This is a genomic window from Microbacterium algihabitans, assembly GCF_032464975.1.
Taxonomy (GTDB): domain Bacteria; phylum Actinomycetota; class Actinomycetes; order Actinomycetales; family Microbacteriaceae; genus Microbacterium; species Microbacterium algihabitans.
The window spans coordinates 234,349-258,033 of record NZ_JAWDIU010000003.1; the positions used below are offsets into that span (position 1 = coordinate 234,349).

The window sequence follows — 23,685 nt, forward strand, 5'->3', positions numbered from 1 at the left end:
CTACGACGGGCGTTTTCCTGAGGCACCGGCCCGGCTTGCCCGTGCCCAACTCCGGATGTCTCGCGTCGAACGGGCCCGCGCAGCCGGTTCAAGGGGGTGCACCGGCCGAATCTCCGGAGTTCGGTACCGCCGCCCGCGCGAGAAGAGCCGCCCGCGTCGACATGACGTGGCGGCTCTTCAGCGGGGAGGATTACTCGCCGCGCGAGATCTTGATCATCTCGTCGCGCGGCACGACCTTGATGCGCGCGCGCTCGTGCGGGGCACCGAGGGCGACCTCGTGCTCGTCGAGGCGGTGCCAGCCGTCGAGGTCGGTCCAGCGCACGCCACGCTCCTCGAGCAGAGCCGGAATGGCGTCCTCCTCGGGGTGCTCGGGGCGCCACCACTCGGCCTGGTCGTTGATGACGTGGCGCACCGTCTCCATGGCATCCGACTTGGTGTGCCCAATGAGACCGACGGGGCCGCGCTTGATCCAGCCGGTCGCGTACAGACCCGGCATCCGCGAGTTCGAGTCGGCCGAGAGCACCTGGCCCTCGTGGTTGGGGATGACGCCGTGACGCTCGTCGAAGGGGATGTCCTTCAGAGGAGAGCCGAAGTAGCCGACGGCGCGGTAGATCGCCTGGATCGCGACCTCGCGGATCTCGCCGGTGCCGACGACCCCGCCCTCGGCGTCGGGCTTCGTGCGCTCGTACCGGAAGGCGGAGACCCGGCCCTCGTCGTCGGTGACGACCTCGAGCGGCTTCGCCCAGAAGTGCAGGTGCAGGCGACGCGACGCCTCGCCCCCGGCGTTGTTCACGCCCGGGCGGGTGCGCCACTGCTGCAGCACGCGGTCGATGACCTTGACCTGCTTGTTGGTCTCGATCGCGGTCTTCGAGGCCTCGTCGTAGTCGAAGTCCTCGTCGTAGACGACCATGTCGACGTCGCGCAGCTCGCCGAGCTCGCGCAGCTCGAGCGGAGTGAACTTCACCTGGGCGGGACCGCGACGACCGAAGACATGCACGTCGGTGATCGGCGAGGCCTTGAGCCCCTGGTACACGTTGTCGGGCACCTCGGTGGGCAGCAGGTCGTCGGCGTGCTTGGCCAGCATGCGGGTCACGTCGAGGGCGACGTTGCCGTTGCCGATCACGGCGACCGACTCGGCCTCGAGCGGCCACTCGCGCGGCACGTCGGGGTGGCCGTCGAACCAGCTGACGAAGTCGGCGGCGCCGTAGGAGCCCTTCGCGTCGATGCCGGGGATGTCGAGGTCGGCGTCGCGGATCGCGCCGGTCGAGAAGATGACCGCGTTGTAGTGCTTCTTGAGGTCGTCGAGGGTGATGTCCTCGCCGAAGCGCACGTTGCCGAAGATGCGGATGTCGCCGCGGTCGAGCACTTCGCGCAGGGCCGTGACGACACCCTTGATGCGCGGGTGGTCGGGGGCGACGCCGTAGCGGACGAGACCGTAGGGCGCGGGCAGCTGCTCGAACAGGTCGATGGAGACGTCGAACTGACGCTCGGACTTCAGCAGGATGTCGGCGGCGTAGATACCGGCGGGGCCGGCTCCGACGATGGCGAGGCGCAGCTTCGTCATGGGTTCCTCTCGATCGCGATCGGGGGGGGGTGGAAAGGGTCAGGCCGAGCGGTCGGCCACGGCGCGGGCGAAGCGCGTCAGCGCCTCGCGCACGGCGCCGTCGGGAAGCGGCGCAAGGGCGTCGATCGCCTCTTGCGACCACTGGTGCGCGAGGCTCAGGGTCTCGTGCGTGGTCTCGTGGTCGCGCAGCTCGGCGAGCGGCGCGTCGAGGATCGACGGGTCGGCGCCGGCGGCGATGCGCTCCTGCCCCTCGTCGATGCGCGCGCGCAGATCGGCGGATGCCGTGTCGGAGCGGTGACCGAGAAGCAGGTAGGGCATGGTCGGAACGCCCGCGCGCAGGTCGGTGCCGGGCACCTTGCCCGTCTCGGACGGGTCGGGCGAGAGGTCGATCACGTCGTCGAGCAGCTGGAAGGCGACGCCCGCCTTCTCGCCGAAGACGACCATCGGCTCTTCGAACTCCTCGGGAGCCCCCGAGTAGATGACACCCGACTGCGCGGCCGCGGCGATCAGCGAACCGGTCTTGTCGGCGAGCACCTTGAGGTAGAAGTCGACGGGCTCGTCGCCCTCCTGCGGGCCCACGGTCTCGTGCATCTGCCCGAGCACGAGGCGCTCGAAGGTGTCGGCCTGCAGCTGGATCGCGCGCTCTCCGCGGCGGGCCATCAGCTGGCTCGCGCGGGCGAAGAGCAGGTCGCCGGTGAGGATGGCGATGTTGTTGCCCCAGACCGTCTGCGCGCTGGGGACGCCGCGGCGCTTGTCGGCGCCGTCCATGACGTCGTCGTGGTAGAGCGAACCGAGGTGCGTGAGCTCGAGCGCCGTGGCGACCTCGACGACCTCTTTCGTCGTGCCCTGACCGAGCTGCGCGGTGAGGATCGCGAGCATGGGCCGCACGCGCTTGCCGCCAGCCTCGTAGAGGTAGCGGGCGGTGACGTCGGCGAGCTTGTCGGCGCTGCGCACCTCGCCCTCGAGCTCGCTCTCGACCCGGGCGAGCCCCGCCTCGACGGTGCTGAGGAGGGTGCGCGAACGCAGGCCTGCGAAGATGCGGTCGCTCAGGCCCATCTTGCCGGACAGGCGCGAGCCTGCCGCGTGCGGTCTCGGGGTCACGGTTTCAGCCTATCCTGGCGCGGTCGCGGGCCGTCGCGGGTATCTTGACGGCTTGACAGTGGGCTCAGACGCCCGGGTTGATCCCGCGGTGCAGGGCCACGATGCCGAACGTGAGGTTACGGTAGGCCACCTCGTCCCATCCCGCGTCGCGCATCCACTGCGCGAGCGTCGGCTGGTTCGGCCAGTCGCGGATCGACTCGTTGAGGTAGTCGTAGGCCTCGGCGTTCGAGCTCACGGCCTTGGCCACGACGGGCAGCACCCGGCCGTTGTAGAAGCGGTACAGGCTGTTGAAGGCGCGCGACTGCGGGTGCGAGAACTCGCACACGACGATGCGCCCGCCGGGGCGGGTGACGCGGCGGAGTTCCCGCAGCGCGCGACGGGGGTCGTTGACGTTGCGCAGACCGAACGACATCGTCACCGCGTCGAACTCGCCGTCGGCGAACGGCAGGTCGGTGGCATCCGCCTGCACGAACTCGAGGTTCGGGACGTCGCCGTGGCGGCGTCGCCCCTCGGCGATCATGCCCTTGGAGAAGTCGGCCGCGACCACATGAGCCCCGCTCGGCACGAACGCCATCGACGAGGTGCCGGTGCCCGCGGCGAGGTCGAGGATGCGCTCCCCCCGCTGCGGCGCGACGGCGCGCAGGGTCGCGACGCGCCAGAAGCGGTCGTTGCCGAGGCTCAGCACCGAGTTGGTGCGGTCGTAGGCTGCCGCCACCTGGTCGAACATGCCGCTGACGCGCTGCGGGTCTTTACCGAGGTCGGCGCGGTTGGGGTCGCTGCTCACCCGTCGAGTCTAGGCGGGCTCCACCGCGTCGTCGCCGGGGCTTGCCAGAGCCGCGAGCCGGTGCAGCCACGGCCCGGTGACCTCGTCGTTGAACGGCGCCTCGCGCTCGCGCACGCGGCGCTCGAGGTCGCTCGCGGTGGCGTCGAGGTGCTGCACGATGTCGCTGGGGTAGCCGTAGCGCACGCGGTGCTCGTCCCACTCGTCGCGGTCGTCGATCCACGTGCCCCGCTCGTCGGTACGGCGCACCACGTCGAGGTCCATGTCGATGCCGCGGGGCACCCCGTCGTCGTGCCAGCGGATGTCCCACGCCAGGTCGATGTACACCGCGACCGGGTGGGGGTCGGCGTTGTGCGTGAACGCCCAGTCGCCGCTCGCGGGCACGAGGGTCACGTTGGGCTGACGGCACACGAACTCCGCGCCCGGGCGGGCGCTGCGCCACCCGACCTGCTGGCCGAACCACTCGCCCCAGGCGTCGGAGCCGAGGTACACGCTGTCCTGCACCCAGTGCGGGGAGCCGTCCCATTTGCGCCACTCGAACATCAGCCGGGTGCCGGGTGCGGGTCGAGGATTCATGTTCGGAGTCTAAAACGCGCTCCGACGGGGGTCGGCGCATCCCCATCCCGACACAACGCAGGAATTCCACGGCCCTCCCGTCTCCGGGGAGCAGCGTGGGCCGGCCGACGGCGCGATCTCCTGCGTCGTGCACGCCCCGTCGCCTCGACGCCGTAGCATCCGGATGCCGTGCACCTCCGGGCCGGCGAGTGCGGGTCTACGCTGGCAGGCGTGCTGGAACCCGCGGATGACGTCGTGCCGCGCCTGCGCGTGGTCACGCGCGAGCTGCCCCCCATGGACGACGTGCTCGCCTACACCACCCCTTACGACCCGCTGTTCTGGAGCCGTCGCGGGGAGTCGCTCGCGGCCTTCGGCGACCTGCTGACCCTGCGCTACACGGGCGCGCAGCCGGGCGATGCCACGATCTCGGAGCGCTGGCGCGCGATCGCCGCGGCCGCCGAGGTCGACGATCCGGTGCAGCTGCCCGGTTCGGGTCTGGTGGCGTTCGGATCGTTCGTCTTCGACCCCGAGTCCGAGCGCGAGAACGTGCTGCGCGTGCCCGGCATGATCGTCGGCCGCCATAGCGGACGGGCGTGGGTCACGCGGCTCGCCTTCGATGACACCCCCGACGAGCCCGAGCCCGAGCTGCCTCCGCGCTCGCCCTTCGGTCCGCACTGGTCGGCGACGCTGGGCCCGGGCCGCCAGACGGCGGAGAAGTATCAGGATGCCGTGCGCCAGGCGATCGAGGCGATCGGCCGGCGCGAGGTGGGAAAGGTCGTGCTCGCCCGCGACATCACGGGCACGATCCCGGCGGGTTCCGACCTGCGCCGGCTCGTGCGGTCGCTGCTCGAGGGCTATCCCGACTGCTGGGTCTTCGCGGTCGACGGACTCATCGGGGCGAGCCCCGAGACGCTGGTGACGGTGTCGAACGGGACGGTCTCGGCGCGGGTGCTCGCGGGGACGGTCGCGCGCGGCGGCGACGCCGACGCCGACGTGGCGGCGGCCATCGGCCTCACCCGCAGCACCAAAGACCAGGACGAGCACCGCTTCGCCGTGCAGAGCGTGCTCAAGGCGCTCGGTCCGCACACCTCGTCGCTCGCGGCCGAGGATCAGCCGTTCACGCTGAAGCTGCCGAACGTGTGGCATCTCGCCACCGACGTCGAGGGCGTGCTGAGCGAAGACGCCTCTTCACTCGACCTGCTCGGGGTGCTCCACCCCACGGCCGCGGTGGCGGGCACCCCGACTCCGGCGGCGATGGACGTCATCCGCCGCCTCGAGCCCTTCGACCGGGGCCGCTACGCCGGCGCGGTCGGGTGGACGGCCGCCTCGGGCGACGGCGAGTGGGCGATCGCGCTGCGCTGTGCGCAGATCGACCGGTCCGCCCCCTCCTCGCCGACCGCACCGATCACGGCCTACGCTGGCGCCGGGATCGTGGCCGACAGCGTGCCCGAGTCGGAGCTGCTCGAGACGCGGGTGAAGTTCCGCCCCATCGTCGAGGCGCTCGCCTGAGTCACGACGCGGCGAGCCGCTTCTTCTCCGCCTCGACGTCGTAGTCGGCCGCGGGCCACTGCGGGTTGATCTGCTCGAGGGCGTCGATGAGCAGGCGCTGCACCGCGAGGCGGGCGTACCACTTGCGATCGGCGGGAACCACGTGCCAGGGCGCCAGGGGCGTCGACGTGCGCTCGATCGCCACCTGGTAGGCGTCCATGTACGAGTCCCACAGTTCGCGCTCGTCGACGTCGCCCGGGTTGTACTTCCAGTGCTTGTCGGGGCGGTCGAGCCGTTCGGCGAGGCGCTCGCGCTGCTCGTCCTTCGAGATGTGCAGCATGACCTTGACCACGCGGATGCCCATCTCGGCGGCCTGCGCCTCGAACGCCACGATCGCGCCGTAGCGCCGCTCGATCTCGTCGGCGGGGGCGAGCGAGCGCACCCGGCCGATGAGCACGTCCTCGTAGTGCGAGCGGTCGAAAACGCCGATACGCCCGGCATCCGGGAGCCTCTTCTCGATGCGCCAGAGGAAGTCGTGCGCGAGCTCTTCGGCGGTCGGCTTCTTGAACGAGGCGAGCTCCACCCCCTGCGGGTCGACGGCCCCCACGACGTGACGGACGATGCCGCCCTTGCCCGCGGTGTCCATCGCCTGCAGCACGAGCAGCACCGATCCGGTCGCCGTGCCCGCGACGCTCTGCGCGAAGAGGCGCTCCTGCAGAGCCTCGAGCGGGGCGCGACCGGCCTCGAGGTCCGCCTTCCCGTCGTCCTTGTCGCCGTCGTATCCCGGGGTCGAACGGGGGTCGACGTCGGCGAGGCGGAACCCGGGCTCGACGCTCAGGGCGGCGGCGGCGGGCGTGGACCAGCGGTTCTTCGAGCTCATGGGGTCATGCTGCCGCGGCATCCGGGATCATCGCCACCCGTTGACGGAGCGGACTCAGCGCGGAAGGGGGACCTCGATCAGCTGCCGACCACCGATGGGGGCGGTGAGCACCTGGTCGAGCGCGACGCGCGTGGTGCAACGGTGGTACTCCCAGCCGAACGCGAGGGCGAGCTGCTCGAGGCGTGCGGTGTGCGGGGTGTACTGCACGCGCGTCATGGCGTCGTCGCCTGCGACCGAGGCGACCTCGAGTCCGTCGAAGATCGTGCCGCCGCCGTCGTTGCCGACCACGACCTGCAGGCGCGGCTCGTGCTCGCCGGGGGGAAGCATCAGCGCGCCCATGTCGTGGAGGAAGGCGAGATCGCCGAGCAGCAGACGGGTGACGCCGGGCCGATCGTCGACCTGGCTCGCGAGGGCGATCCCGGTCGCGGTCGCGATGGTGCCGTCGATGCCCGCAAGCCCCCGGTTGGAGTGCACGGCGACCTTCTTGCCGCCCAGCAGTTCGTCGGCCACGCGCACGATGCGCGACGACCCGAAGACGAGCCGGTCGTGCGGCCAGCTCGCGCGCCAGAGGGCGTCGACGAGAGCGGCGCGATCGACGGGGGCGCGCATGACCTCGACCTCGGCGTTCAAGGCGCCCAGACGCTCGTGCGGCACGGCCGAGGCGAGGCCGTCGGCGTCGGGGGCGGGCGGAGACAGATCCACCAGGTGCGCGCGCGAGGCGCGCATCCACGCCCCGAGCCACTCGCGATCGGGGGCCCCGTCGCCCACGCGCACCGCGTCGACCGCGACCGTCGACCCGTTGAGGTTGATGGGTTCACCCGGTCCGCGCACGGCGAGCACCTCGGCGTCGTCGCGCATGAGCAGACGCGTCACCTGGCGGCTGAGGGTGGGCCGACCGAACACCACGACGCGTTCGATGCGTCCGCCGAGCTCGGGGTCGTCGAGCAGCGCGCGGTAGCCGTGCACGATCTGGCGGCCGAAACGCGCGCCGCTGACGATCTCCGCGACCAACGGGAAGCCGCCGTCGTGGGCGAACTGCTCGGCGGCCGCTCCGGCGTCGGCGCCGGCGACGACGATCGTGCGCAGCCCGAGTTCGACGGGGTGCGGGCCTTCGGCGTCGGGCGCGACATCGGCTTCACCGATGCCCCCGCCGCCCTGGTACAGGGCACCGGATCCGTCGTCCTCGCCGGACTCGTCGGCCGCGACGGCTTCGGCGATGATCCCGGATGCCGCCCGCTCCGCCAGCCATGACGGAGACGCCCCCGCGAGGGGTTCGCGGAAGGGGACATTCAGGTGCACGGGCCCGGCCGCGCGGGAGCCCTCGCCGAGGGCCGCCGCGAGCGTGTCGGCGGCGACCGCGTCGAGGGCGATGCTCTGCTCGCTCGACCCGTCGTCGTCGACGAGCTCGGGCACGGCCAGATCGGCCTCGAAGCGCACGGCGGACCGGAAGAGACCGGGCTGACGGGTGGTCTGGTTGGCCCCGACGCCGCGGAGCTCAGGCGGGCGATCGGCGGTGAGCAGCACGAGCGGCACCCCCGCGTGGTGGGCCTCCAGCACGGCGGGCACCAGGTTGGCCACCGCGGTGCCCGAGGTGCAGACGACCGCGGCGGGGATCCCGGTCTCACGGCCGATGCCGAGGGCGGTGAAGCCGGCGACGCGTTCGTCGATGCGCACGTGCAGCTCGATCAGGCCGGCGCGCTCGAGGTCGGCGGCGACGAGGGCCAGGGCCTGCGAGCGCGAGCCCGGGCTGACCACGACGTGGCGCACGCCACGCGAGACGAGACCGGCGAGCAGGGCCGCCGCGGCATCGGTGGCGGGCGCGGCGGAACGCACGGTGTCGCAGACCACGGTTCAGCCGACGGCGCCGCGCTGACCGCGGGTGTCGTCGTCGCCGGTTCCGGGGGTGCCGGGGGCTCCGGAGCCCTTCTCGGGCGTCTCGCCCTGACCGGTCGCCTTCTGGGGCGGAGCCGGGTCGTCGGCCTCGGAGTCGAGCTGCGCCAGCTCCTCTTCGAGACGGCGGATGCGCTCGTCCTGCTCGGCACGGGCCGAGGCGGTCATGCGGCCGAGGAACTCGGGGTCGTCGTCGGGGGCACGTCGCACCACGGTGTTCGTCGCACGTCCGCGGCCGATCAGGAACCAGAGGATGCCGCCGAGGACGGGGAGCAGGATGACGATCGCCAACCACGCGGGCTTGTTCACACCGCGGTGGCGGGACGGATTCTGCACGGCGCAATCCACGATCGTGTAGACCCAGAAGACGGTCGCCACGAGCGCCAAGATGAGAAGCAACCGTGCCATGACCCGAGTCTACGTGCGTCGGCTGGACAGCGGCCCGGAGTCGGCGGTCCACTTCACCGTCGAACCACCCGGACTCGGGCGCCGACCCTCCGCCGTAGAATCGGAGGATGCGTGCTCGTTCGGCCCTCGTCTACACGGTCCTGCGACTCCTCGCATTCCTCGTGCCCCTCGGCATCCTGCTGCTGTTCCCGGTGTTCCAGGAACTGCCGTGGCTCGCGGCGATCTTCGCCGCCCTGATCGGCTTCAGCCTGTCGCTGCTGTTCCTGCGCCGCCCGCTCGACAAGGTCACCGGGGGTCTCGCTGAGCGTCGCGCCCAGCGCACCGCCACGGGCCGCCGCTCCGGAGCCGAGAGCGACGCCGACGCCGAGGACGCGGTCGTCGACGCGGCCCGCCCCGACGACGAGCCTCGCGCCGACCTCCGCTGAGCTTCAGCCCGCCACGAACGCCCAGAACAGCAGGGCGCTGGCCCGGCGGTCAACCGCGGGCGATCCTGCGGGTGAATGCTCCGATGAGCATGCGGGTCCTGACCGGGCCTTCCGAGCCGCGTCGAATCAAGCGAGTCGGGTGCGAGCTCCCCGGCACGCCCGCGGTGCCGGCAGGAGAGGCCGCATTCGTCGATGATCGAATGCACACATGCGCCCGACGCGGCGCCGCCGATCATTCCCGGTCGGCGACTTTCCCGCCGGAATGGATCCTCATGCTCGAAACCGACACGACCGCAGCACCGTCTTCGTCGCGCGGCGACATCGCACGGCGTACCGTCCTGACCACCGCAGCGTGGGCGGTGCCTGCCGTCGCGCTGACGACAGCCTCGCCCGCATTCGCGGTGTCCGGGGCACGTCTGACGTCGATCTCCGTGCCGAACAATTGCGTGCCCGCCGCAGGGGCCACGACCGTGACGGTGACCGTCGCGAATGACTCGGGTGCGCCGGTGGCGAGTCAGACCGTGTCGTTCGCCGGCCCTTCCGGCGCGGTGTTCTCGCCGACGACCACGACGACGGACTCCTCCGGCACAGCCACGACCTCCTTCGACCTGAACAAGCGTTGGGCTTCTCCCGGGTCGACAACGACGATCACCGCGACGGTGAACGGGGCCAGCCAGTCGGCGACCCCTACGGTGCTGGGTGCGAACGCCCTGGTCTTCGGGCAGAACCACACCTCGACCCCCACGCAGATCGAGCTGGTCTTCCCCTCGCCGATCGTGACGATGACCAGCGGCATCGACCTCAGCACCGAGGGGAGCACGTTCTTCGCCCTCGCTCTTCTGCAGAACGGCACCGTGTGGGCGAAGGGATCGAACCAGTACGGCCAGCTCGGCGACGGGACGACGACGAACCGGTCCACATGGGCACAGATCTCCGGTCTCTCCAGCGTGACCCAGATCGCTGCAGGGCAGCAGACGGTGGTCGCCCTGCAGTCGGATGGCACCGTGTGGAACTGGGGAAAGATCAGTCGTAACGGAGGGCCCGTCGACGTGTCGCGGCCCGTTCAGGTGTCGGGGCTGTCGGGAGTCACGCAGATCGCCGTCGCGCCCGGCCTTCAGGCGCAGTACCCTGCGGCGTCCTTCGCTCTTCTCAGCGACGGCTCGGTCAAGGCGTGGGGCACCAACACGAACGGTATGACGGGGACGGACGCAGGATCGAACAACCCCTGGACGCCGACGCAGGTGACCGGACTGACGTCGGGCGTGAAGAGTATCGGCGCGGGTGGCGTCCACGGAGGAGCGGTGCTCTCCGACGGGTCGGTACGAACGTGGGGATGGAACCGGAATGGACAGCTCGCCGACGGCTCCACGACGGACCGAGAAGGTCCCGTATCGGCTCAGGGGCTGACGACGAGTGCCACCCTCTTCGCCGGCGGCTTCTTCTGCTCATTCGCCGCCCAAGCGGACGGCTCACTTCGAAGCACCGGCGCGGGAACGTACAACGCGCGCTCCGGGCCGAGTCTCACGTTCCAGGGAGTTCCCGAGCTGACCTCGGGGGTATCCCGCGTCTCCCTCAACTGCGATGCCGGTTATGCGCTCATGAACGACGGAAGCGTCCGCACGTGGGGGAACAACAACAACGGCCAATTGGGTGACGGGACGACCACTTCCCGGAGCACTCCGACAGCACTCACGACAATCCCCTCCGGCGTTACGGTCACGGGGTTCGCCGATAACGGCAAGAGCGCGCGCACGATGTATCTCATCACCGGCACGAGCTGAGGACGGCGTCGAAACGGGCCGCGTGAGCTTCCGCTCCGCGGCCCGTTTCGGTGCCCTCTTCAGCCCGCCACGAACGCCCAGAACAGCAGAGCGCCGTACGCGACCGAGGTGAAGCTCGTGACCTGCAGCGCGGTGATCAGCTCGCGCGGGGTCCGGTAGGTCCAGACGATGAGGATCGCCGCAAGTCCGCCCAACAGCGCGATGAGCGTGAGCCACGCGACCGGGTAGAACACGGCGAGAAACACCGCGATCCCGAACGGAATCAGCACGAACAGCGTGAAGAGCACCTGCGTCGCGCGGCGCCCGATGAGCACCGACAGCGTGCGCTTTCCCGCGAGGCGATCCTGGTCGATGTCGCGCAGGTTGTTGGCGAGCAGCACCGCGCAGGCGAGGAGTCCCGCGGCCACCGCCCCGAACCAGGCCTCCTGCGGGAGCGACAGCACCTGCAGCCAGGTCGTGCCGAGGGTGGCAACCAGGCCGAAGAAGACGAAGACGAAGATCTCGCCCATCGCGTTGTAGCCGTAGGGGCGCTTTCCGCCGGTGTAGAACCACGCCGCGACGATGCACAGCGCTCCGACGAGGATGAGCCACCACTGACCCGTGCGGATCACGAGGGCGAGACCGATGACCGCGGCGAGCGCGAAGAACCCCAGCGCGACGACGAGCACCGTCCGCGGTTTCGCCTTCTTGCCCCCGGTCAGGCGTCCCGGGCCCACGCGCACGTCGTCGGTGCCGCGGATGCCGTCGGAGTAGTCGTTGGCGTAGTTGACGCCGATCTGCAGCGCGAAGGCGACGGCGAGGCACGCGAGGGCGATCACCCAATGCAGCTGATCGTCGACCAGCGTCGCAGCGCCCGTCCCGATCAGCACCGGGGTGATGGCCAGCGGCAACGTGCGCAGGCGAGCGGCGGCGATCCAGTCGCGCGCGGTCGCTTTGGCGACGGCCTGCGGAGCGCCGCTCTTCGGCTTCTGCGGATTGCCGCCGGGATGACGCTTCTTGGCGGTGTTCGAACGCTTACGAGAGGGAGCTGCCACGGAGGGTCATCCTAATCCCGCGCGCCGGTCGCGCCGGTCTCGGCCAGTCGCCGCAGGGCCGCACGGTCGGGCTTTCCGGAGGTGAGAGTCGGCAGTTCGTCGACCGCGATGACCCGTGCCGGACGAGCCGGCGCGCCCACCGCCTCGCCGACCGCCCGGCGCACGCGTTCGAGCACCTCGCTCTCGTCGACGACGGAGAGCCCGGGGATCACCACGGCGGATCCCTGGCCCCAGGTGGCATCCGGGATCGGAACCACCACGGCGGATTCGAGACCCCGGATGCCGCGCACCGCGGCCTCCACGCGATCGAGCGACACGTTGACCCCGCCCGAGACGATGACGTTGTCGAGGCGTCCCGTCACCTGCAGCACCCCGTCGACGATCTCTCCCCCGTCGCCGGTGCGGTACCAGCGGGTGCCGTCGGCCTCGACGGGGAAGACGGAGGCCGTGCGCGCCGGGTCGTCGAGATAGCCATCGGCGAGCGTGGGGCCCGACAACTGCACCTCGCCCGCGACGATGCGCATGCCGACGCCGTCGAGCGGGACGCCGTCGTAGACGCACCCGCCGCTGGTCTCGCTCGAGCCGTAGGTGCGCACGATCCGCGCCCCGACCTCTGCGGCGCGCTCCCGCACCGCGGGGGCGAGCGCCTGGCCACCGATGAGGATCGCCTCGAACGACCGCAGCGCCTGGGCGACCGTGTCGTCATGCTCGGCGGCGTCGAGCAACCGCTGCAGTTGGGCGGGGACGAGTGAGGTGTAGGTCGGAACCCGCGCACCGTCGAGGTGCGAGGCCATGCCGAGGGCCGCCGCCGCGAACGGCTCGGCGCGGAAGGGCCCCGCCACCACGGCGGGCTCGCGATCGGCGAGCAGCGCGCGCACGATCACCTGCACCCCCGCGACGTAGTTCGCCGGCACCGCGAGCAGCCAGGCCCCCTCGCCGAGGCGCGCGGCCGTGGCGTACGCGCTGCTGATCAGGGCGTTGCGCGAAATCACCACCGACTTCGGCACGCCCGTCGAACCCGACGTGGTCACCACCGCGGCCGTGCCCGCGGGGGCTTCGCGCGGCGCCGCGTCTCCCCCGAGGGCAACGGCGGGACCTGCGCCGAGCACGGCTGAGCGCAGCGCGCGGAGCACGTCGCGGGGATCCCCGGATGCCGGCGGCTCGAGCCTCACGCGTGCGACCCGGTGCTCAGTAGTGCCACGGCACGTCGGACCAGTCGGGGTCGCGCTTCTCGAGGAACGAGTCACGCCCCTCGGCCGCTTCGTCGGTGCCGTACGCCAGGCGCGTGGCTTCTCCGGCGAACAGCTGCTGGCCCACGAGTCCGTCGTCGACCGCGTTGAAGGCGTACTTCAGCATGCGGATCGCGGTGGGCGACTTCGTCAGGATCGTGCGCGACATCGAGAGGGCTTCGCGCTCGAGCTCGGCGTGCGGCACGACGCGGTTGACCGCGCCCATCTCGTACGCGCGCTCGGCCGAGTACTCCTCGGCGAGGAAGAAGATCTCACGGGCGAACTTCTGGCCGATCTGCCGCGCGAAGTAGGCCGAGCCGTAGCCGGCGTCGAACGAGCCGACATCGGCATCCGTCTGCTTGAAACGACCGTGCTCGGCGCTCGCGATCGACAGGTCGCACACGACGTTGAGCGAGTGCCCGCCGCCGGCCGCCCAGCCCGGGACGACGGCGATGACGACCTTCGGCATGAAGCGGATCAACCGCTGCACCTCGAGGATGTGCAGGCGACCCGCGCGACCCGGATCGTGCACCGTGGTCTCGTCGGTGGAGTACTTGTAGCCGTCGCGACCGCGGATGCGCTGGTCGCCGCCGGAGCAGAACGCCCAGCCGCCGTCTTTCGGACTCGGGCCGTTGCCGGTGAGCAGCACGACGCCGATGCGGTGGTCCTGCCGCGCGATGTCGAGGGCGCGGTACAGCTCGTCGACCGTGTGCGGGCGGAAGGCGTTGCGCACCTCGGGTCGATCGAAAGCGATGCGCGCGACCCGGCCGTCGTGCGTGACGTGGGCGGTGATGTCGGTGTAGTCCTCGGCGCCGGGCGCCAAGGTCCATTCCGCGGGGTCGAAGAGCTCGGAGACGGTCACCCGTTCAGCCTACGCGCGGGCGTTCCACGCACCGGCGGCACGCAACTCGAGCGCGGCGTCCCGAGCAAGTTCTTTGCAGCTCGCATGCAAATTGTGCGAAGGTAGTAACGCGAGAATTTCACTTAGATACGGCCCATTTTGTCTTCGAGACGCAAATAGTTCTCTCCGCTACCGCAAACAGGAGCAGCGTGCCAGGCAAGTACACCATCCCGAGACTCGATTTCGGCTCCGATCTCGTCGCGACGCTGTTCGAGATCGAGAGACTGCGCGCGGACATCGGAACGGGCGACACGCCTTACGACACGTACGTCGAGCTGCACCGCCTCTTCGATTTTGTGATGAGCGTGGTGTCGGCTCGTATCGAGGGTAATCACACCACCGTCTACGAGGCCATTGAACGGACCGACTCTCAGTCGGATCCCCAGCGCGAGATCACGAACATCGCCGCGGCGGTGCGCTTCATCGATGAGCTCGACGCGCACACTCCACTGACCCACGCCCTCGTGCGGGAACTCCACCAGCGCGTCGTTGCTGATCTCGTCCGTGAGGGCGACCCCACTCCCGGCGCGTACCGCGATGTCGAGGTCGGGATCGTCGAGTCGGACCACAGGCCTCCCAGCTGGGTCACGGTTCACGCGGAGATGAGCGCCCTCCTCGACTTCGCCAACGAGGATCGTCCGCTGCACGAGCAGATGCTCCAGATCGCCATCGCCCACCACCGCTTCGTGTGGATTCACCCTTTCCGCAACGGGAACGGGCGCGTCTCACGCCTCTTCACCTACGCGATGCTGCGCAAGACCGTCTTCGCGACGCGGGGTTACAGCGCGCTCAATCCGACCGCGGTGTTCGGGAACGACCGGGACTCGTACATCTCGGCGCTCGAGGCCGCCGACGACCTCTCGGACGTCGGCACGATCGCGTGGGCGGAGTACTTCGTCACGGGCATCCGCGATGACATCGCGAGGCTCGTGGACTTGCAACAGCATGCGTTCGTCATCGATCAGGTCGTCGCCCCGGCTCTCGATGGTCTCCGACGGGACGGGTTGGTATCGAGCCAGGAGCATGATGCGCTGCGCATCGCGCTGGAACGGGGCGTCATCAAGTCGGGTGATCTGGAAGACGTCGTCCCGGGCTCTCCCTCATATCGCTCACGGTTCATACGAGGACTACGGGAACGACACTTTCTCCAGCAAGCGGAGGAGGGCCCGCGCTTCTACAGACTGTCCTTGGCTCGAGGCCCCATCGCTCTTCGGCTCATCCGTCGGCTCGATGTATTGGGATACCTCCCCCGAATGCTCGCCGACGACTGACGCCGAGGCACGTTGTGCTCGACGTGTCCGTCCGCCGTCGGTAACCTGGACGACCCCGACGATCGGAGTCAGCATGACGAAGAAGGTGTCGATCCTGGGCCGCATCCGCGAATACTTCGTCGGAGCGCCCTCGCATGACCAGTCCGAAGACGCACGCCGCTCGATGAACCACCAGAGCGAGACCGCGTACTACGCCGGCGAAGCCGCGAAGACCTGGACGGGCACGTCCGGCGGCGCGCAGTTCAAACCGTGAGCCGCTGCGGCGCCCCGAGGAGATCGGGGCGCCGCATCGCTCACGCGTTCTTGCTGTCGCGCCAGCGCAGCCAGCGCTCGACGAGCGAGTAGTCCCACTCGGGGCCCGAGAAGCCGAGCGTGAAAAGGCGGGTCCCGGCGTCGAAGAGGGCGTCGGCCACGTCTTCGTCGCGGTCCTTGAGCTCGTTCGAGACGACCAGGCCCGACAGGTCGCGCTGCTCGGTCTCGGCCCAGCGCTCGATGACCTCGAACTTGTGCGGCAGCTCGTCGGGAGTGACGAAGCTGTGCCAAATGTCGGCGTGACGCGCGACCATGCGCAGCGTCTTCTGCTCGCCCTTGCCGCCGATCATCACGGGGATCTTGCGGGTGGGGGCGGGGTTGAGCTTGCCCCAGCGGTCGACGACACGGTCGAGGTCGGCGGCGAGCGCGTTCAGCCTGGAACCGGCCGTGCCGAAGTCGTAGCCGTACTCGTCGTAGTCGCGCTGGAACCAGCCCGAACCCGTACCGAAGATGAAGCGGCCGGTGTCGCCGCCCTTCTTGCTGATGTGGTCGACGGTACGGGCCATGTCGGCCTGCAGGTCGGCGTTGCGGTAGCTGTTGCAGTTGACGAGGGCGCCGAACTCGACGCGCTCGGTCTGCTCGGCCCAGGCCGACAGCATCGTCCACGCCTCGAAGTGCTCGCCGTCGGGGTCTCCGTAGAGCGGGAAGAAATGGTCCCAGTTGAACAGGACGTCGACGCCCATCTCTTCGAGACGGAAGACGGCGTCGCGGATGTCGGAGTACTGCACGTGCTGCGGCTGGATCTGCACACCGAGCCGGACGGGGGTATCGAAGAGCATGGCGTCAGCCTATGCCCGCCCTCCGACACCGGGGCGGGTGGATTCCCCGCGCCGAGGCACGTACCGTGGAGAGGCCAGACGATCGGAGTCATCATGACGAAGAAGATGTCGAGGCTCGCGCGAGTGCGCGATTACCTGTTCGGCCCGCGACGCACGCACGAGCAGTCGGAGGCCGCGAAGGAGTCGCTCGAGTCGACCCCCGACCTGTCCTCGTACACGGTTGAACGTCAGACGTTCTGGTTCGGCGGGTTCGGCGGCGGCGGACCGCGCTGAGCGGCAGGATGAGGGCATGAGCACCGTCGCCCTCCCCCCTCTCGCCGACGTCCTCGCGACGGCGCGGGTCGTCGCCCTCCCCCTGGCCGCGCGGTTCCGCGGAGTCGAGACGCGCGAAGCCCTCGTCTTCGAGGGTCCCGAGGGCTGGACGGAGTTCTCGCCCTTCGTCGAGTACGCCGACGCCGAGGCCGCGACCTGGCTGGCGGGGGCGATCGACTACGGATGGCGCGCATCGCCGGCACCCGTGCGCGACGCGGTCGGGGTGAACGCCACGATGCCCGCCGTCGCGGCATCCGAGGTCGCGCGGATCCTCGCGAGGTTCGACGGATGCCGCACGGTCAAGGTCAAGGTCGCCGAGCCCGGTCAGCACCTCGCCGATGACGTCGCACGGGTGCGTGCGGTGCGCGAGGCGCTGGGCCCCGAGGGCCGCGTGCGGGTCGATGCGAACGCGGCGTGGACCGTCGACGAGGCCGAGCGCGCGGTGCACGCGCTCGCGGAGTTCGACCTCGAGTACGTGGAACAGCCCTGCACCGAGGTCGACGAGCTCGCGCAGCTGCGCGAGCGCATTGCCTACCTCGACATCCCGATCGCCGCCGACGAGAGCGTGCGCAAGGCGGCCGACCCCCTGCGGGTCGCGCGCTCGGGCGCAGCCGATCTGCTGGTCGTCAAGGCGCAGCCGCTGGGCGGAGTGCACGCCGCGCGCGAGATCGTGGCGCAGGCGGGGCTTCCGGTGGTCGTCTCGAGCGCCCTCGACACCTCGATCGGCCTGTCGATGGGGGTCGCGCTCGCGGCATCGCTGCCCGAGCTCGACTACGACTGCGGTCTCGCGACCGCCTCGCTCTTCACCGCCGACGTGGTGGCGTCTCCGCTGCGCGCCGCGGGCGGATTCCTGTCGCTCGAGCGACCGCGACCGACCGGCGCCGAGCTCGACCGGGTCGCCGCGGCAGACGATCGCCGCGACTGGTGGATCGAGCGCCTGCGTCGCTGCTACGCGCTGCTCGAGGTCACTCGAGGATGAGGCGCACGAGCTGTTCGAGCCGGGCGCCGAGGGCGGCGCGCGTGGCCGCGGGAGTCTGACGCGTCATCAGCGCCGTCTCGGCCGTCGACACCCACGCCGACAGCAGTAGCTCGGTCGCCGTCTCGGCCGAGACCCGCAGCGACAGCCCGCGCACCTGCGCGATGTCGGTGACCAATTGGGTGACGCTCTCGCCCAGGGCCCGGTTGAGGGCGAGGTAGGCCTCGGCGAACTCGGGGTTGCGCAGTGCCTGCACGCGGATCTCCGCGCCCAGCAGCACGTCGAGCCGGTCGTCGCCGGTCACCTCGAGCACCTGCTGCACGAGCTGCAACACCTCTCCCGTGGCATCCAGCCCCCGATCCTCGATCGAGGTGACCCGCTCGCGCACGGCGGCGACGGTGGTCTCGGCCGACCGGGCGCAGAGGGCGAGGAACAGCTCCTCCTTCGAGCCGAAGTTCGAGTAGAAGGCTCCGCGCGTGAATCCGGCGCGCTCGCAGATGGCCTCGACCGATGCGGCCTCGATGCCGATCTCGGCGAACATCTCGGCGGCGGCGTCCATCAGGCGCGTGCGCGTGTTCTCGCGACGGCGTGACGGCGCGGGGGCGGTGTCGGTCATCCGCGTCCTCCTGTTTCTGGGGGGAGATTCAGCTTCGAGCCTTCCCCCGACGACTACGATACATTGATGTATCCGATACGGTGATGTATCGACCCGTTCACCGATCGTGGGAGCCGCCGTGTCGACATTCCTGTACACCCTGGGTCGCTGGTCGTTCCGTCACCCCTGGCGCGTGCTGAGCGCCTGGTTGCTCATCCTCGTGCTCGCCGGCGGCGGCGTCGCCCTGCTCGCGAAGGGCACCGACAACACCTTCACCATCCCCGGCACCGAGTCGCAGGCCGGCCTCGAGATGCTCGGACGCACCTTCCCCCAGGTCAGCGGCGCGAGCGCCGAGATCATCGTCGTCTCGGCCGACGGCGCGAAGGTGACCGACCCCGAGTACCGGAGCGCCATCCAGAAGACGACGGGCGACATCTCCGACCTCGACTTCGTCGAGGCCGTCACCGACCCCTATGACTCCCAGATCTCGGGCGGCATCTCCGACGACGACCGCGCCGCGATCGTGCGCATCCAGTTCTCGGGCGAGGCGACGGCGGTCCCCCCGGCGACCGAAGACGGACTGCGCGAGGCCGCCACCGCTCTCGGCGACGCCCTGCCCAGCGGCTCGCAGGCCGTGCTCGGTGGGCAGCTGTTCGCTACCGAGATCCCCGGCGCCTCGATCACCGAGGCGCTCGGCGTGGTCATCGCCGCCCTCGTACTCATGGTGACGTTCCGCTCGTTCCTCGTGGCCGGGATGCCGCTGGCCACCGCGATCCTGGGCGTGGCGCTCTCGATCGGACTCATCTTCATCGCGACCGGCTTCGCGACCGTGTCGTCGACGACTCCGCTGCTGGCGGTGATGCTGGGCCTGGCGGTCGGCATCGACTACGCGCTGTTCATCGTCTCTCGACATCAAGATCAGACACGGGCCGGCATGGACCCCGAGGAATCCACCGCCCGCGCGGTCGGCACCGCCGGCTCCGCGGTCGTCTTCGCCGGCATCACGGTGCTCATCGCCCTCATCGGCCTGGGCTTCGCCGGCATCCCCTTCCTCACCACGATGGGCATCGCCGCCTCGGTCGCCGTCGCGATCGCCGTGTGCGTCGGCCTCACGCTCACGCCCGCGTTCCTCGGCTTCGCCGGACACCGCGTCGTCGGCTGGGGCTACAAGAAGCAGAAGAAGCGTTCGCGCACGGCCTCCGCCGAAGACGACGCCGCGGCTGCGGAAGAGGCCGCCGCCGAGAGCCTGCGCCGCGCCTCCACGGCGGCCGTGCGCGCCCAGCGCAACGGGCCCGCCAAGCGCTGGGTCGGCCTTGTCACCCGGCATCCGGTCATCACCACCGTCGCCGTCGTCGGCCTGCTGGGCGTCACCGCCATCCCGGCGGCCTCGCTCGCCCTCACGCTCCCCAACGCCGGACAGCTGCCGAAGGGCGACGAGGCGCGCGTCGCCTACGAGCTGACCGACGAGTACTTCGGCCCCGGCGCCAACGGTCCGCTCATCATGACCGGCACGATCGTCACCTCCGACGACCCGCTCACCCTGATGAAGGACATCGGCGACGAGATCGCCAAGATCCCGGGCGTCGCCGAGGTGGCCCTCGCCACCCCGAACGCCACCGCCGACACCGGCATCGTGCAGATCGTGCCCGAGACCGCGCCCGACGACCCGCGCACCGCCGACCTCGTGCGCGAGCTGCGCGCGGCCGAGCCCCGCCTGTACGACGAGTTCGGCGTGCACCTGCTCGTCACCGGCTACACCGCCGTCACCATCGATATCTCCGACCAGCTCGGCGCCGCCCTGCTGCCGTTCGGGCTGTTCGTGGTGGGGCTGTCGCTCGTGCTGCTGATGATCGTGTTCCGCTCGATCTGGGTGCCGCTGACCGCCGCCGGCGGATACCTGCTGTCGGTCGCCGCCTCGTTCGGCGTCGTCGCCGCGGTGTTCGAGTGGGGCTGGTTCGCCGATGCCCTGCACGTGGCCAAGGTCGGACCCATCATCAGCTTCATGCCCATCGTCGTGATGGGCGTGCTGTTCGGCCTCGCGATGGACTACCAGGTGTTCCTCGTCTCGCGCATGCGCGAGGACTACGTGCACGCCAAGCGCGAGGGTCGCACCCCCCGTGAGGTCGCGCTCGGTGCCGTCCGCAGCGGTTTCGTGGGCTCGGCCCGCGTGGTCGTGGCTGCCGCCGTGATCATGTTCGCGGTCTTCGTCGCGTTCGTGCCCGAGGGCGACTCGAGCCTCAAGCCCATCGCGCTGGGCCTCGCCGTCGGCGTCGCGGTCGACGCGTTCCTCGTGCGCATGACCCTCGTGCCCGCGATCCTCGCCCTGCTCGGCGCGAAGGCCTGGTGGATGCCGCGCTGGCTCGACCGGATCCTGCCCAAGCTCGACGTCGAGGGCGAAGCCGTCGAGCGCGAGGTGCACCTGGCCGACTGGCCGTCGGGCGCGCCGGTCGCGATCGCGGCCGAAGACTTGCAGACGATCGTGGCGACGGATGCCGAGGAGCCGGTGTTCCGCGACGTCGCGGTGCGACTGCCGTACGGCGGCACGCTGCTGGTCACCGGCGAGACGCGCACCACCCGCACGCTGCTGCTGACCTTGGCCGGGCGTCTGTCGAAGATCGAGGGGCGCCTGCGCGTCGACGGGCTCCTCGTGCCCGAGCGAGCGGGAGCCGTGCGCGCCCGCGTCGGCGTCGCCCTGCTCGACGACCCGATCACGGCGCGCTCCGACGTCGCCGAGGCCGTCGCCCGCGGAACCCGCATCGTCGTGATCTCCGACGTCGACCGGCTCGACGACGACACCCGCGACGACGTCGCCGAGGTGCTGCGCCTCGCCGCGACCGAGGCCCGCGAGCGCAGCGGCGACGACGACTCCCCGTTCACGCTCATCGTCTCGGCCCGCGACGAACGGCGGGCCCTCGCCCTGCTGTCCGCCGCCCAGCGGCCCGACGTGACGTCGCTCCCCCTCGCGACGCCGCGCCGCCCCCGCCCCGAACCCGAAACCTTCGCCGATCTCTCCGAGGTGTTCGCATGACTCTCCCCGTCGAGCGCTCCCGCTCGCGCCGCCCCGTCACCTGGCTGACCCTCATCGGCGTGCTCCTGCTGCCCGCGGTGATCGGCGGCATCCTGGTCGGCGCCCTCTACAACCCCACCGACCGCCTCGAGAACATCACGGCCGCGATCGTCAACGACGACAAGGCCGTCGAGCTCAACGGGCAGCTGGTCCCCCTCGGGCGCCAGCTCACCGGCGGCCTGGTCAAGGGCGCCGACGACCAGCCGAGCAACATCGACTGGGTCATCTCGAACGGCGACGACGCGGCCGCGGGCCTGGCCGACGGCACCTACACCGCCGTCGTCACGATCCCCGAGAACTTCACCGCCGCCTCGCTCTCGACCCGCCCCGGAGAGACGCCCGAGAAGGCGACCATCGGCGTGCAGACGGCGCCCGACGCCCGCGTGGTCGACGGCGCGATCACTGCGCAACTGGCATCCACCGCCTCCTCCGTCTTCGGCAGCACGCTGTCGTCGCAGTACCTCAAGAACGTGTTCCTCGGCTTCACCAGCCTCAGCGACCAGCTCGGCACGGCGGCGAGCGGAGCACACCAGCTCGCCGACGGCGCCTCGCAGGCCGCCACCGGCGCGGGGAGCCTGCGCGACGGCCTCGGGCAACTCTCGAGCGGAGCCTCGCAGCTCGCCGACGGCGCCGGCCAGCTCGCCGCGGGCACCGGGCCCCTCGCCGACGGTGCCGGCCAGCTCGCCACGGGAGCCACCGCCCTCGCCGGCGGAACGCGCGATGCCGCCGCCGGAGTCGACAAGCTAGCGAGCGGAGCCGACGGCATCGCCGCGGGCAACCAGCAGCTCGCGACGCAGATCAACGGCCTCGCCGACCAGATCCCACCCGGCTTCGCCGACGACGCCGCCGCGCTGTCGAAGGCCGCGCCGCAGGTCAACCAGGCGCTCGTCGACGCCGCCGCCGCCCTGCAGAAGGCCGCCGAGGAGTGCACCGGCACACCCGAGCAGTGCCAGGCCCTGCGCACCGCCGCCGCCGAGGCGAAGAAGGCGCTCCCCCAGGCCACCGAGACGGTCACGAAGATCGGCGACCTCGCCGGTCAAGCGTCTCAGCTGCCCGCCGGCATCCGCGCGATCGCCGCCGCCAACCAGCAGCTCGCCGACGGCGCGACCGGCCTCGCCGGAGGAGCGCGCGAAGCGGCATCCGGACTCACCACCATCGCGGGCGGCATCGACGGCCTCTCCGCCGGGGCGACGAAGATCGCCGACGGCACGCGACAGCTCGGCACCGGAGCGGCCGCCCTCAGCTCGGGCGCCTCGCAGGTGGCATCCGGGATCTCCGGCGCCGAGACCGGAGCCGCCCAGCTCACCGACGGCGTGCGCCAGGTCGCGACCGGAACGGGCTCGCTCGCCGACGGTCTCGACAAGGCCGTCGCGCAGCTGCCGACCTACACCGACGCCCAAGCGACGAACCTCGCCGACGTCGTGGCCGATCCCGTCTCGGCGACCGGGGCCAGCGACTCGCTGTTCGGCCTCGCCGCGGTCCCGCTGCTGGCCATGGCCGTGCTGTGGTTCGGCGGGCTGGCGTCGTTCGTGGCGTTCCAGGCCGTGTCGGCACGCGCGCTGACCAGCCGTCGCCCCTCGGCGCTGGTCGCCCTGCGCGGGTTCGCGCCCGCCGCGCTCGTCGGCGCGGTGCAGGGCCTGCTGGTCGCCGGCGTCGTGCAGATCGCGGCGAAGTACGACTGGGGCGACTGGGCGCTGTTCGCCCTCGTCTGCGTCGCCGCAGGCATCGCGTTCGCCGCTGTGCACCAGGCCCTCGTCGCCCTCTTCGGCGGAGCGGGCCGTTGGATCGCCGCCGTCATCGGCGCCCTCGCGCTCGGGGCGAGCATCGTCTCGACCGTGCCGCCGGCCCTGGCCGCCGCCGCCTCGCTGCTGCCCACCGCCCCCGCCTACGACGCGATGCTCGGCGCCCTGTCGTCGTCGGGCGGCGTGGCCGCGGGCGTGGCCGGATTCGTGGTGTGGGCAGTGCTGTCGCTGCTGGTGACCACGCTGGTGGTGGTGCGCCGCCGCACGACGACGACCCGCGCCGCCGCCCAGCCGGTCTGATCTCGGCGCGGCGCGGGCCGCCCGGCGCGTCGCGCCGCGCCGGGCTCACGTCGAGTCGCCTCGCGTCGCGCGTGCGGCGCAGGGATGCCGCGCCGGAAAGCCTGTTGAGCGTCCAAAACACGCCGCATGCGATCTGTGGACACGGCATGTCCTGGACACTCAGTGGGGGGTCTGCGGGACTCAGACGGCTCCTCCACACGGCGCGGATTCGCCGGGCGGCTGTGGGTCGCCACCGACGCACGACGAGATGCGGCGTGTTTCGGACACTCAACAGTCGGGGAGCCCGGCGCTCCA

At 70.9% G+C, this 23,685-nt stretch carries 21 protein-coding genes; 9 read left to right on the forward strand and 12 right to left on the reverse strand.

What is annotated here, in order from left to right; translation table 11 throughout:
* Nucleotides 1–190: 190 nt before the first annotated feature.
* From RWH43_RS10780 to RWH43_RS10795, 4 genes are all read right to left on the reverse strand, one after another.
* The gene (locus tag RWH43_RS10780) at nt 191–1,564 is read right to left on the reverse strand and encodes an FAD-dependent oxidoreductase (protein ID WP_230705034.1); all 1,374 of its coding nucleotides are present in this window, start codon (nt 1,562–1,564) and stop codon (nt 191–193) included.
* Between the two features lie 39 nt (nt 1,565–1,603).
* A complete protein-coding gene (locus tag RWH43_RS10785; RefSeq protein ID WP_396652415.1) occupies nt 1,604–2,665 on the reverse strand; it encodes a polyprenyl synthetase family protein in 1,062 nt (353 codons plus the stop codon).
* Nucleotides 2,666–2,729: 64 nt separating this feature from the next.
* Nucleotides 2,730–3,392, reverse strand: coding sequence for a class I SAM-dependent methyltransferase (locus tag RWH43_RS10790; protein ID WP_230705186.1), 663 nt, complete (start codon nt 3,390–3,392; stop codon nt 2,730–2,732).
* 66 nt (nt 3,393–3,458) lie between these two features.
* Complete coding sequence (locus tag RWH43_RS10795; protein ID WP_144832490.1) at nt 3,459–4,022, reverse strand: DUF402 domain-containing protein; 564 nt, start codon at nt 4,020–4,022, stop codon at nt 3,459–3,461.
* Between the two features lie 273 nt (nt 4,023–4,295).
* On the opposite strand from RWH43_RS10795, the gene RWH43_RS10800 reads away from it, so the two are divergent.
* Nucleotides 4,296–5,510 carry an isochorismate synthase gene (locus tag RWH43_RS10800; protein WP_144833107.1) on the forward strand — a complete coding sequence of 405 codons (1,215 nt, stop codon included), beginning with the start codon at nt 4,296–4,298 and terminating at the stop codon, nt 5,508–5,510.
* Nucleotide 5,511: 1 nt separating this feature from the next.
* Here RWH43_RS10800 and RWH43_RS10805 read toward each other — a convergent pair whose 3' ends face one another.
* From RWH43_RS10805 to RWH43_RS10815, 3 genes are read right to left on the reverse strand one after another with little or no spacing between them, the layout of a single operon-like run.
* The gene (locus RWH43_RS10805) at nt 5,512–6,369 is read right to left on the reverse strand and encodes a PPK2 family polyphosphate kinase (protein WP_316001479.1); all 858 of its coding nucleotides are present in this window, start codon (nt 6,367–6,369) and stop codon (nt 5,512–5,514) included.
* Between the two features lie 54 nt (nt 6,370–6,423).
* On the reverse strand, nt 6,424–8,217 hold the full coding sequence (gene menD, locus RWH43_RS10810) for a 2-succinyl-5-enolpyruvyl-6-hydroxy-3-cyclohexene-1-carboxylic-acid synthase (protein WP_316001480.1): 1,794 nt from the start codon (nt 8,215–8,217) through the stop codon (nt 6,424–6,426).
* A gap of 3 nt (nt 8,218–8,220) precedes the next feature.
* Nucleotides 8,221–8,667 (reverse strand): PLDc N-terminal domain-containing protein, encoded by a 447-nt coding sequence (locus RWH43_RS10815; RefSeq protein ID WP_144832481.1) that lies wholly within the window; start codon nt 8,665–8,667, stop codon nt 8,221–8,223.
* A 107-nt stretch (nt 8,668–8,774) separates the two neighbouring features.
* Here RWH43_RS10815 and RWH43_RS10820 point away from each other — a divergent pair, with 107 nt between their 5' ends.
* Entirely contained in the window at nt 8,775–9,092 is a 318-nt protein-coding gene (locus tag RWH43_RS10820) for a DUF4229 domain-containing protein (protein ID WP_144832479.1), read from the forward strand.
* A 272-nt stretch (nt 9,093–9,364) separates the two neighbouring features.
* On the forward strand, nt 9,365–10,873 hold the full coding sequence (locus tag RWH43_RS10825; RefSeq protein WP_316001481.1) for an RCC1 domain-containing protein: 1,509 nt from the start codon (nt 9,365–9,367) through the stop codon (nt 10,871–10,873).
* 59 nt (nt 10,874–10,932) lie between these two features.
* On the opposite strand, the gene RWH43_RS10830 is transcribed toward RWH43_RS10825, so the two are convergent.
* Genes RWH43_RS10830 through RWH43_RS10840 form a run of 3 tightly spaced genes read right to left on the reverse strand, consistent with a single transcriptional unit; the run spans nt 10,933 to nt 13,998 of the window.
* Nucleotides 10,933–11,907 (reverse strand): 1,4-dihydroxy-2-naphthoate polyprenyltransferase, encoded by a 975-nt coding sequence (locus RWH43_RS10830; protein WP_144832476.1) that lies wholly within the window; start codon nt 11,905–11,907, stop codon nt 10,933–10,935.
* A gap of 11 nt (nt 11,908–11,918) precedes the next feature.
* Nucleotides 11,919–13,079, reverse strand: a complete 1,161-nt coding sequence (locus RWH43_RS10835; protein ID WP_316001482.1) for an AMP-binding protein — start codon at nt 13,077–13,079, stop codon at nt 11,919–11,921.
* Nucleotides 13,080–13,095: 16 nt separating this feature from the next.
* Nucleotides 13,096–13,998: a 1,4-dihydroxy-2-naphthoyl-CoA synthase gene (locus RWH43_RS10840; protein WP_316001483.1), complete on the reverse strand. Its 903-nt coding sequence runs from the start codon at nt 13,996–13,998 to the stop codon at nt 13,096–13,098.
* 188 nt (nt 13,999–14,186) lie between these two features.
* On the opposite strand from RWH43_RS10840, the gene RWH43_RS10845 reads away from it, so the two are divergent.
* Nucleotides 14,187–15,308, forward strand: a complete 1,122-nt coding sequence (locus RWH43_RS10845) for a Fic family protein (RefSeq protein WP_144832467.1) — start codon at nt 14,187–14,189, stop codon at nt 15,306–15,308.
* Between the two features lie 73 nt (nt 15,309–15,381).
* The gene (locus RWH43_RS10850; RefSeq protein ID WP_144832464.1) at nt 15,382–15,561 is read left to right on the forward strand and encodes a hypothetical protein; all 180 of its coding nucleotides are present in this window, start codon (nt 15,382–15,384) and stop codon (nt 15,559–15,561) included.
* 40 nt (nt 15,562–15,601) lie between these two features.
* Here the strand turns inward: RWH43_RS10850 and RWH43_RS10855 are convergent, their stop codons facing one another.
* Complete coding sequence (locus RWH43_RS10855) at nt 15,602–16,399, reverse strand: LLM class F420-dependent oxidoreductase (RefSeq protein WP_230705030.1); 798 nt, start codon at nt 16,397–16,399, stop codon at nt 15,602–15,604.
* 93 nt (nt 16,400–16,492) lie between these two features.
* On the opposite strand from RWH43_RS10855, the gene RWH43_RS10860 reads away from it, so the two are divergent.
* Complete coding sequence (locus RWH43_RS10860) at nt 16,493–16,672, forward strand: hypothetical protein (RefSeq protein ID WP_230705029.1); 180 nt, start codon at nt 16,493–16,495, stop codon at nt 16,670–16,672.
* 16 nt (nt 16,673–16,688) lie between these two features.
* The gene (locus RWH43_RS10865) at nt 16,689–17,690 is read left to right on the forward strand and encodes an o-succinylbenzoate synthase (protein ID WP_316001484.1); all 1,002 of its coding nucleotides are present in this window, start codon (nt 16,689–16,691) and stop codon (nt 17,688–17,690) included.
* Here RWH43_RS10865 and RWH43_RS10870 read toward each other — a convergent pair.
* Nucleotides 17,677–18,303, reverse strand: coding sequence for a TetR/AcrR family transcriptional regulator (locus RWH43_RS10870; protein WP_144832451.1), 627 nt, complete (start codon nt 18,301–18,303; stop codon nt 17,677–17,679). The two genes, RWH43_RS10865 and RWH43_RS10870, sit on opposite strands and share 14 nt — an antisense overlap.
* Nucleotides 18,304–18,421: 118 nt before the next feature.
* On the opposite strand from RWH43_RS10870, the gene RWH43_RS10875 reads away from it, so the two are divergent.
* Together RWH43_RS10875 and RWH43_RS10880 are read left to right on the forward strand one after the other, a co-directional pair.
* On the forward strand, nt 18,422–21,310 hold the full coding sequence (locus RWH43_RS10875) for an MMPL family transporter (protein WP_316001485.1): 2,889 nt from the start codon (nt 18,422–18,424) through the stop codon (nt 21,308–21,310).
* Nucleotides 21,307–23,391: a YhgE/Pip family protein gene (locus tag RWH43_RS10880; RefSeq protein WP_316001486.1), complete on the forward strand. Its 2,085-nt coding sequence runs from the start codon at nt 21,307–21,309 to the stop codon at nt 23,389–23,391. Before RWH43_RS10875 ends, RWH43_RS10880 begins: the two co-directional genes overlap by 4 nt.
* Nucleotides 23,392–23,685: the final 294 nt, after the last annotated feature.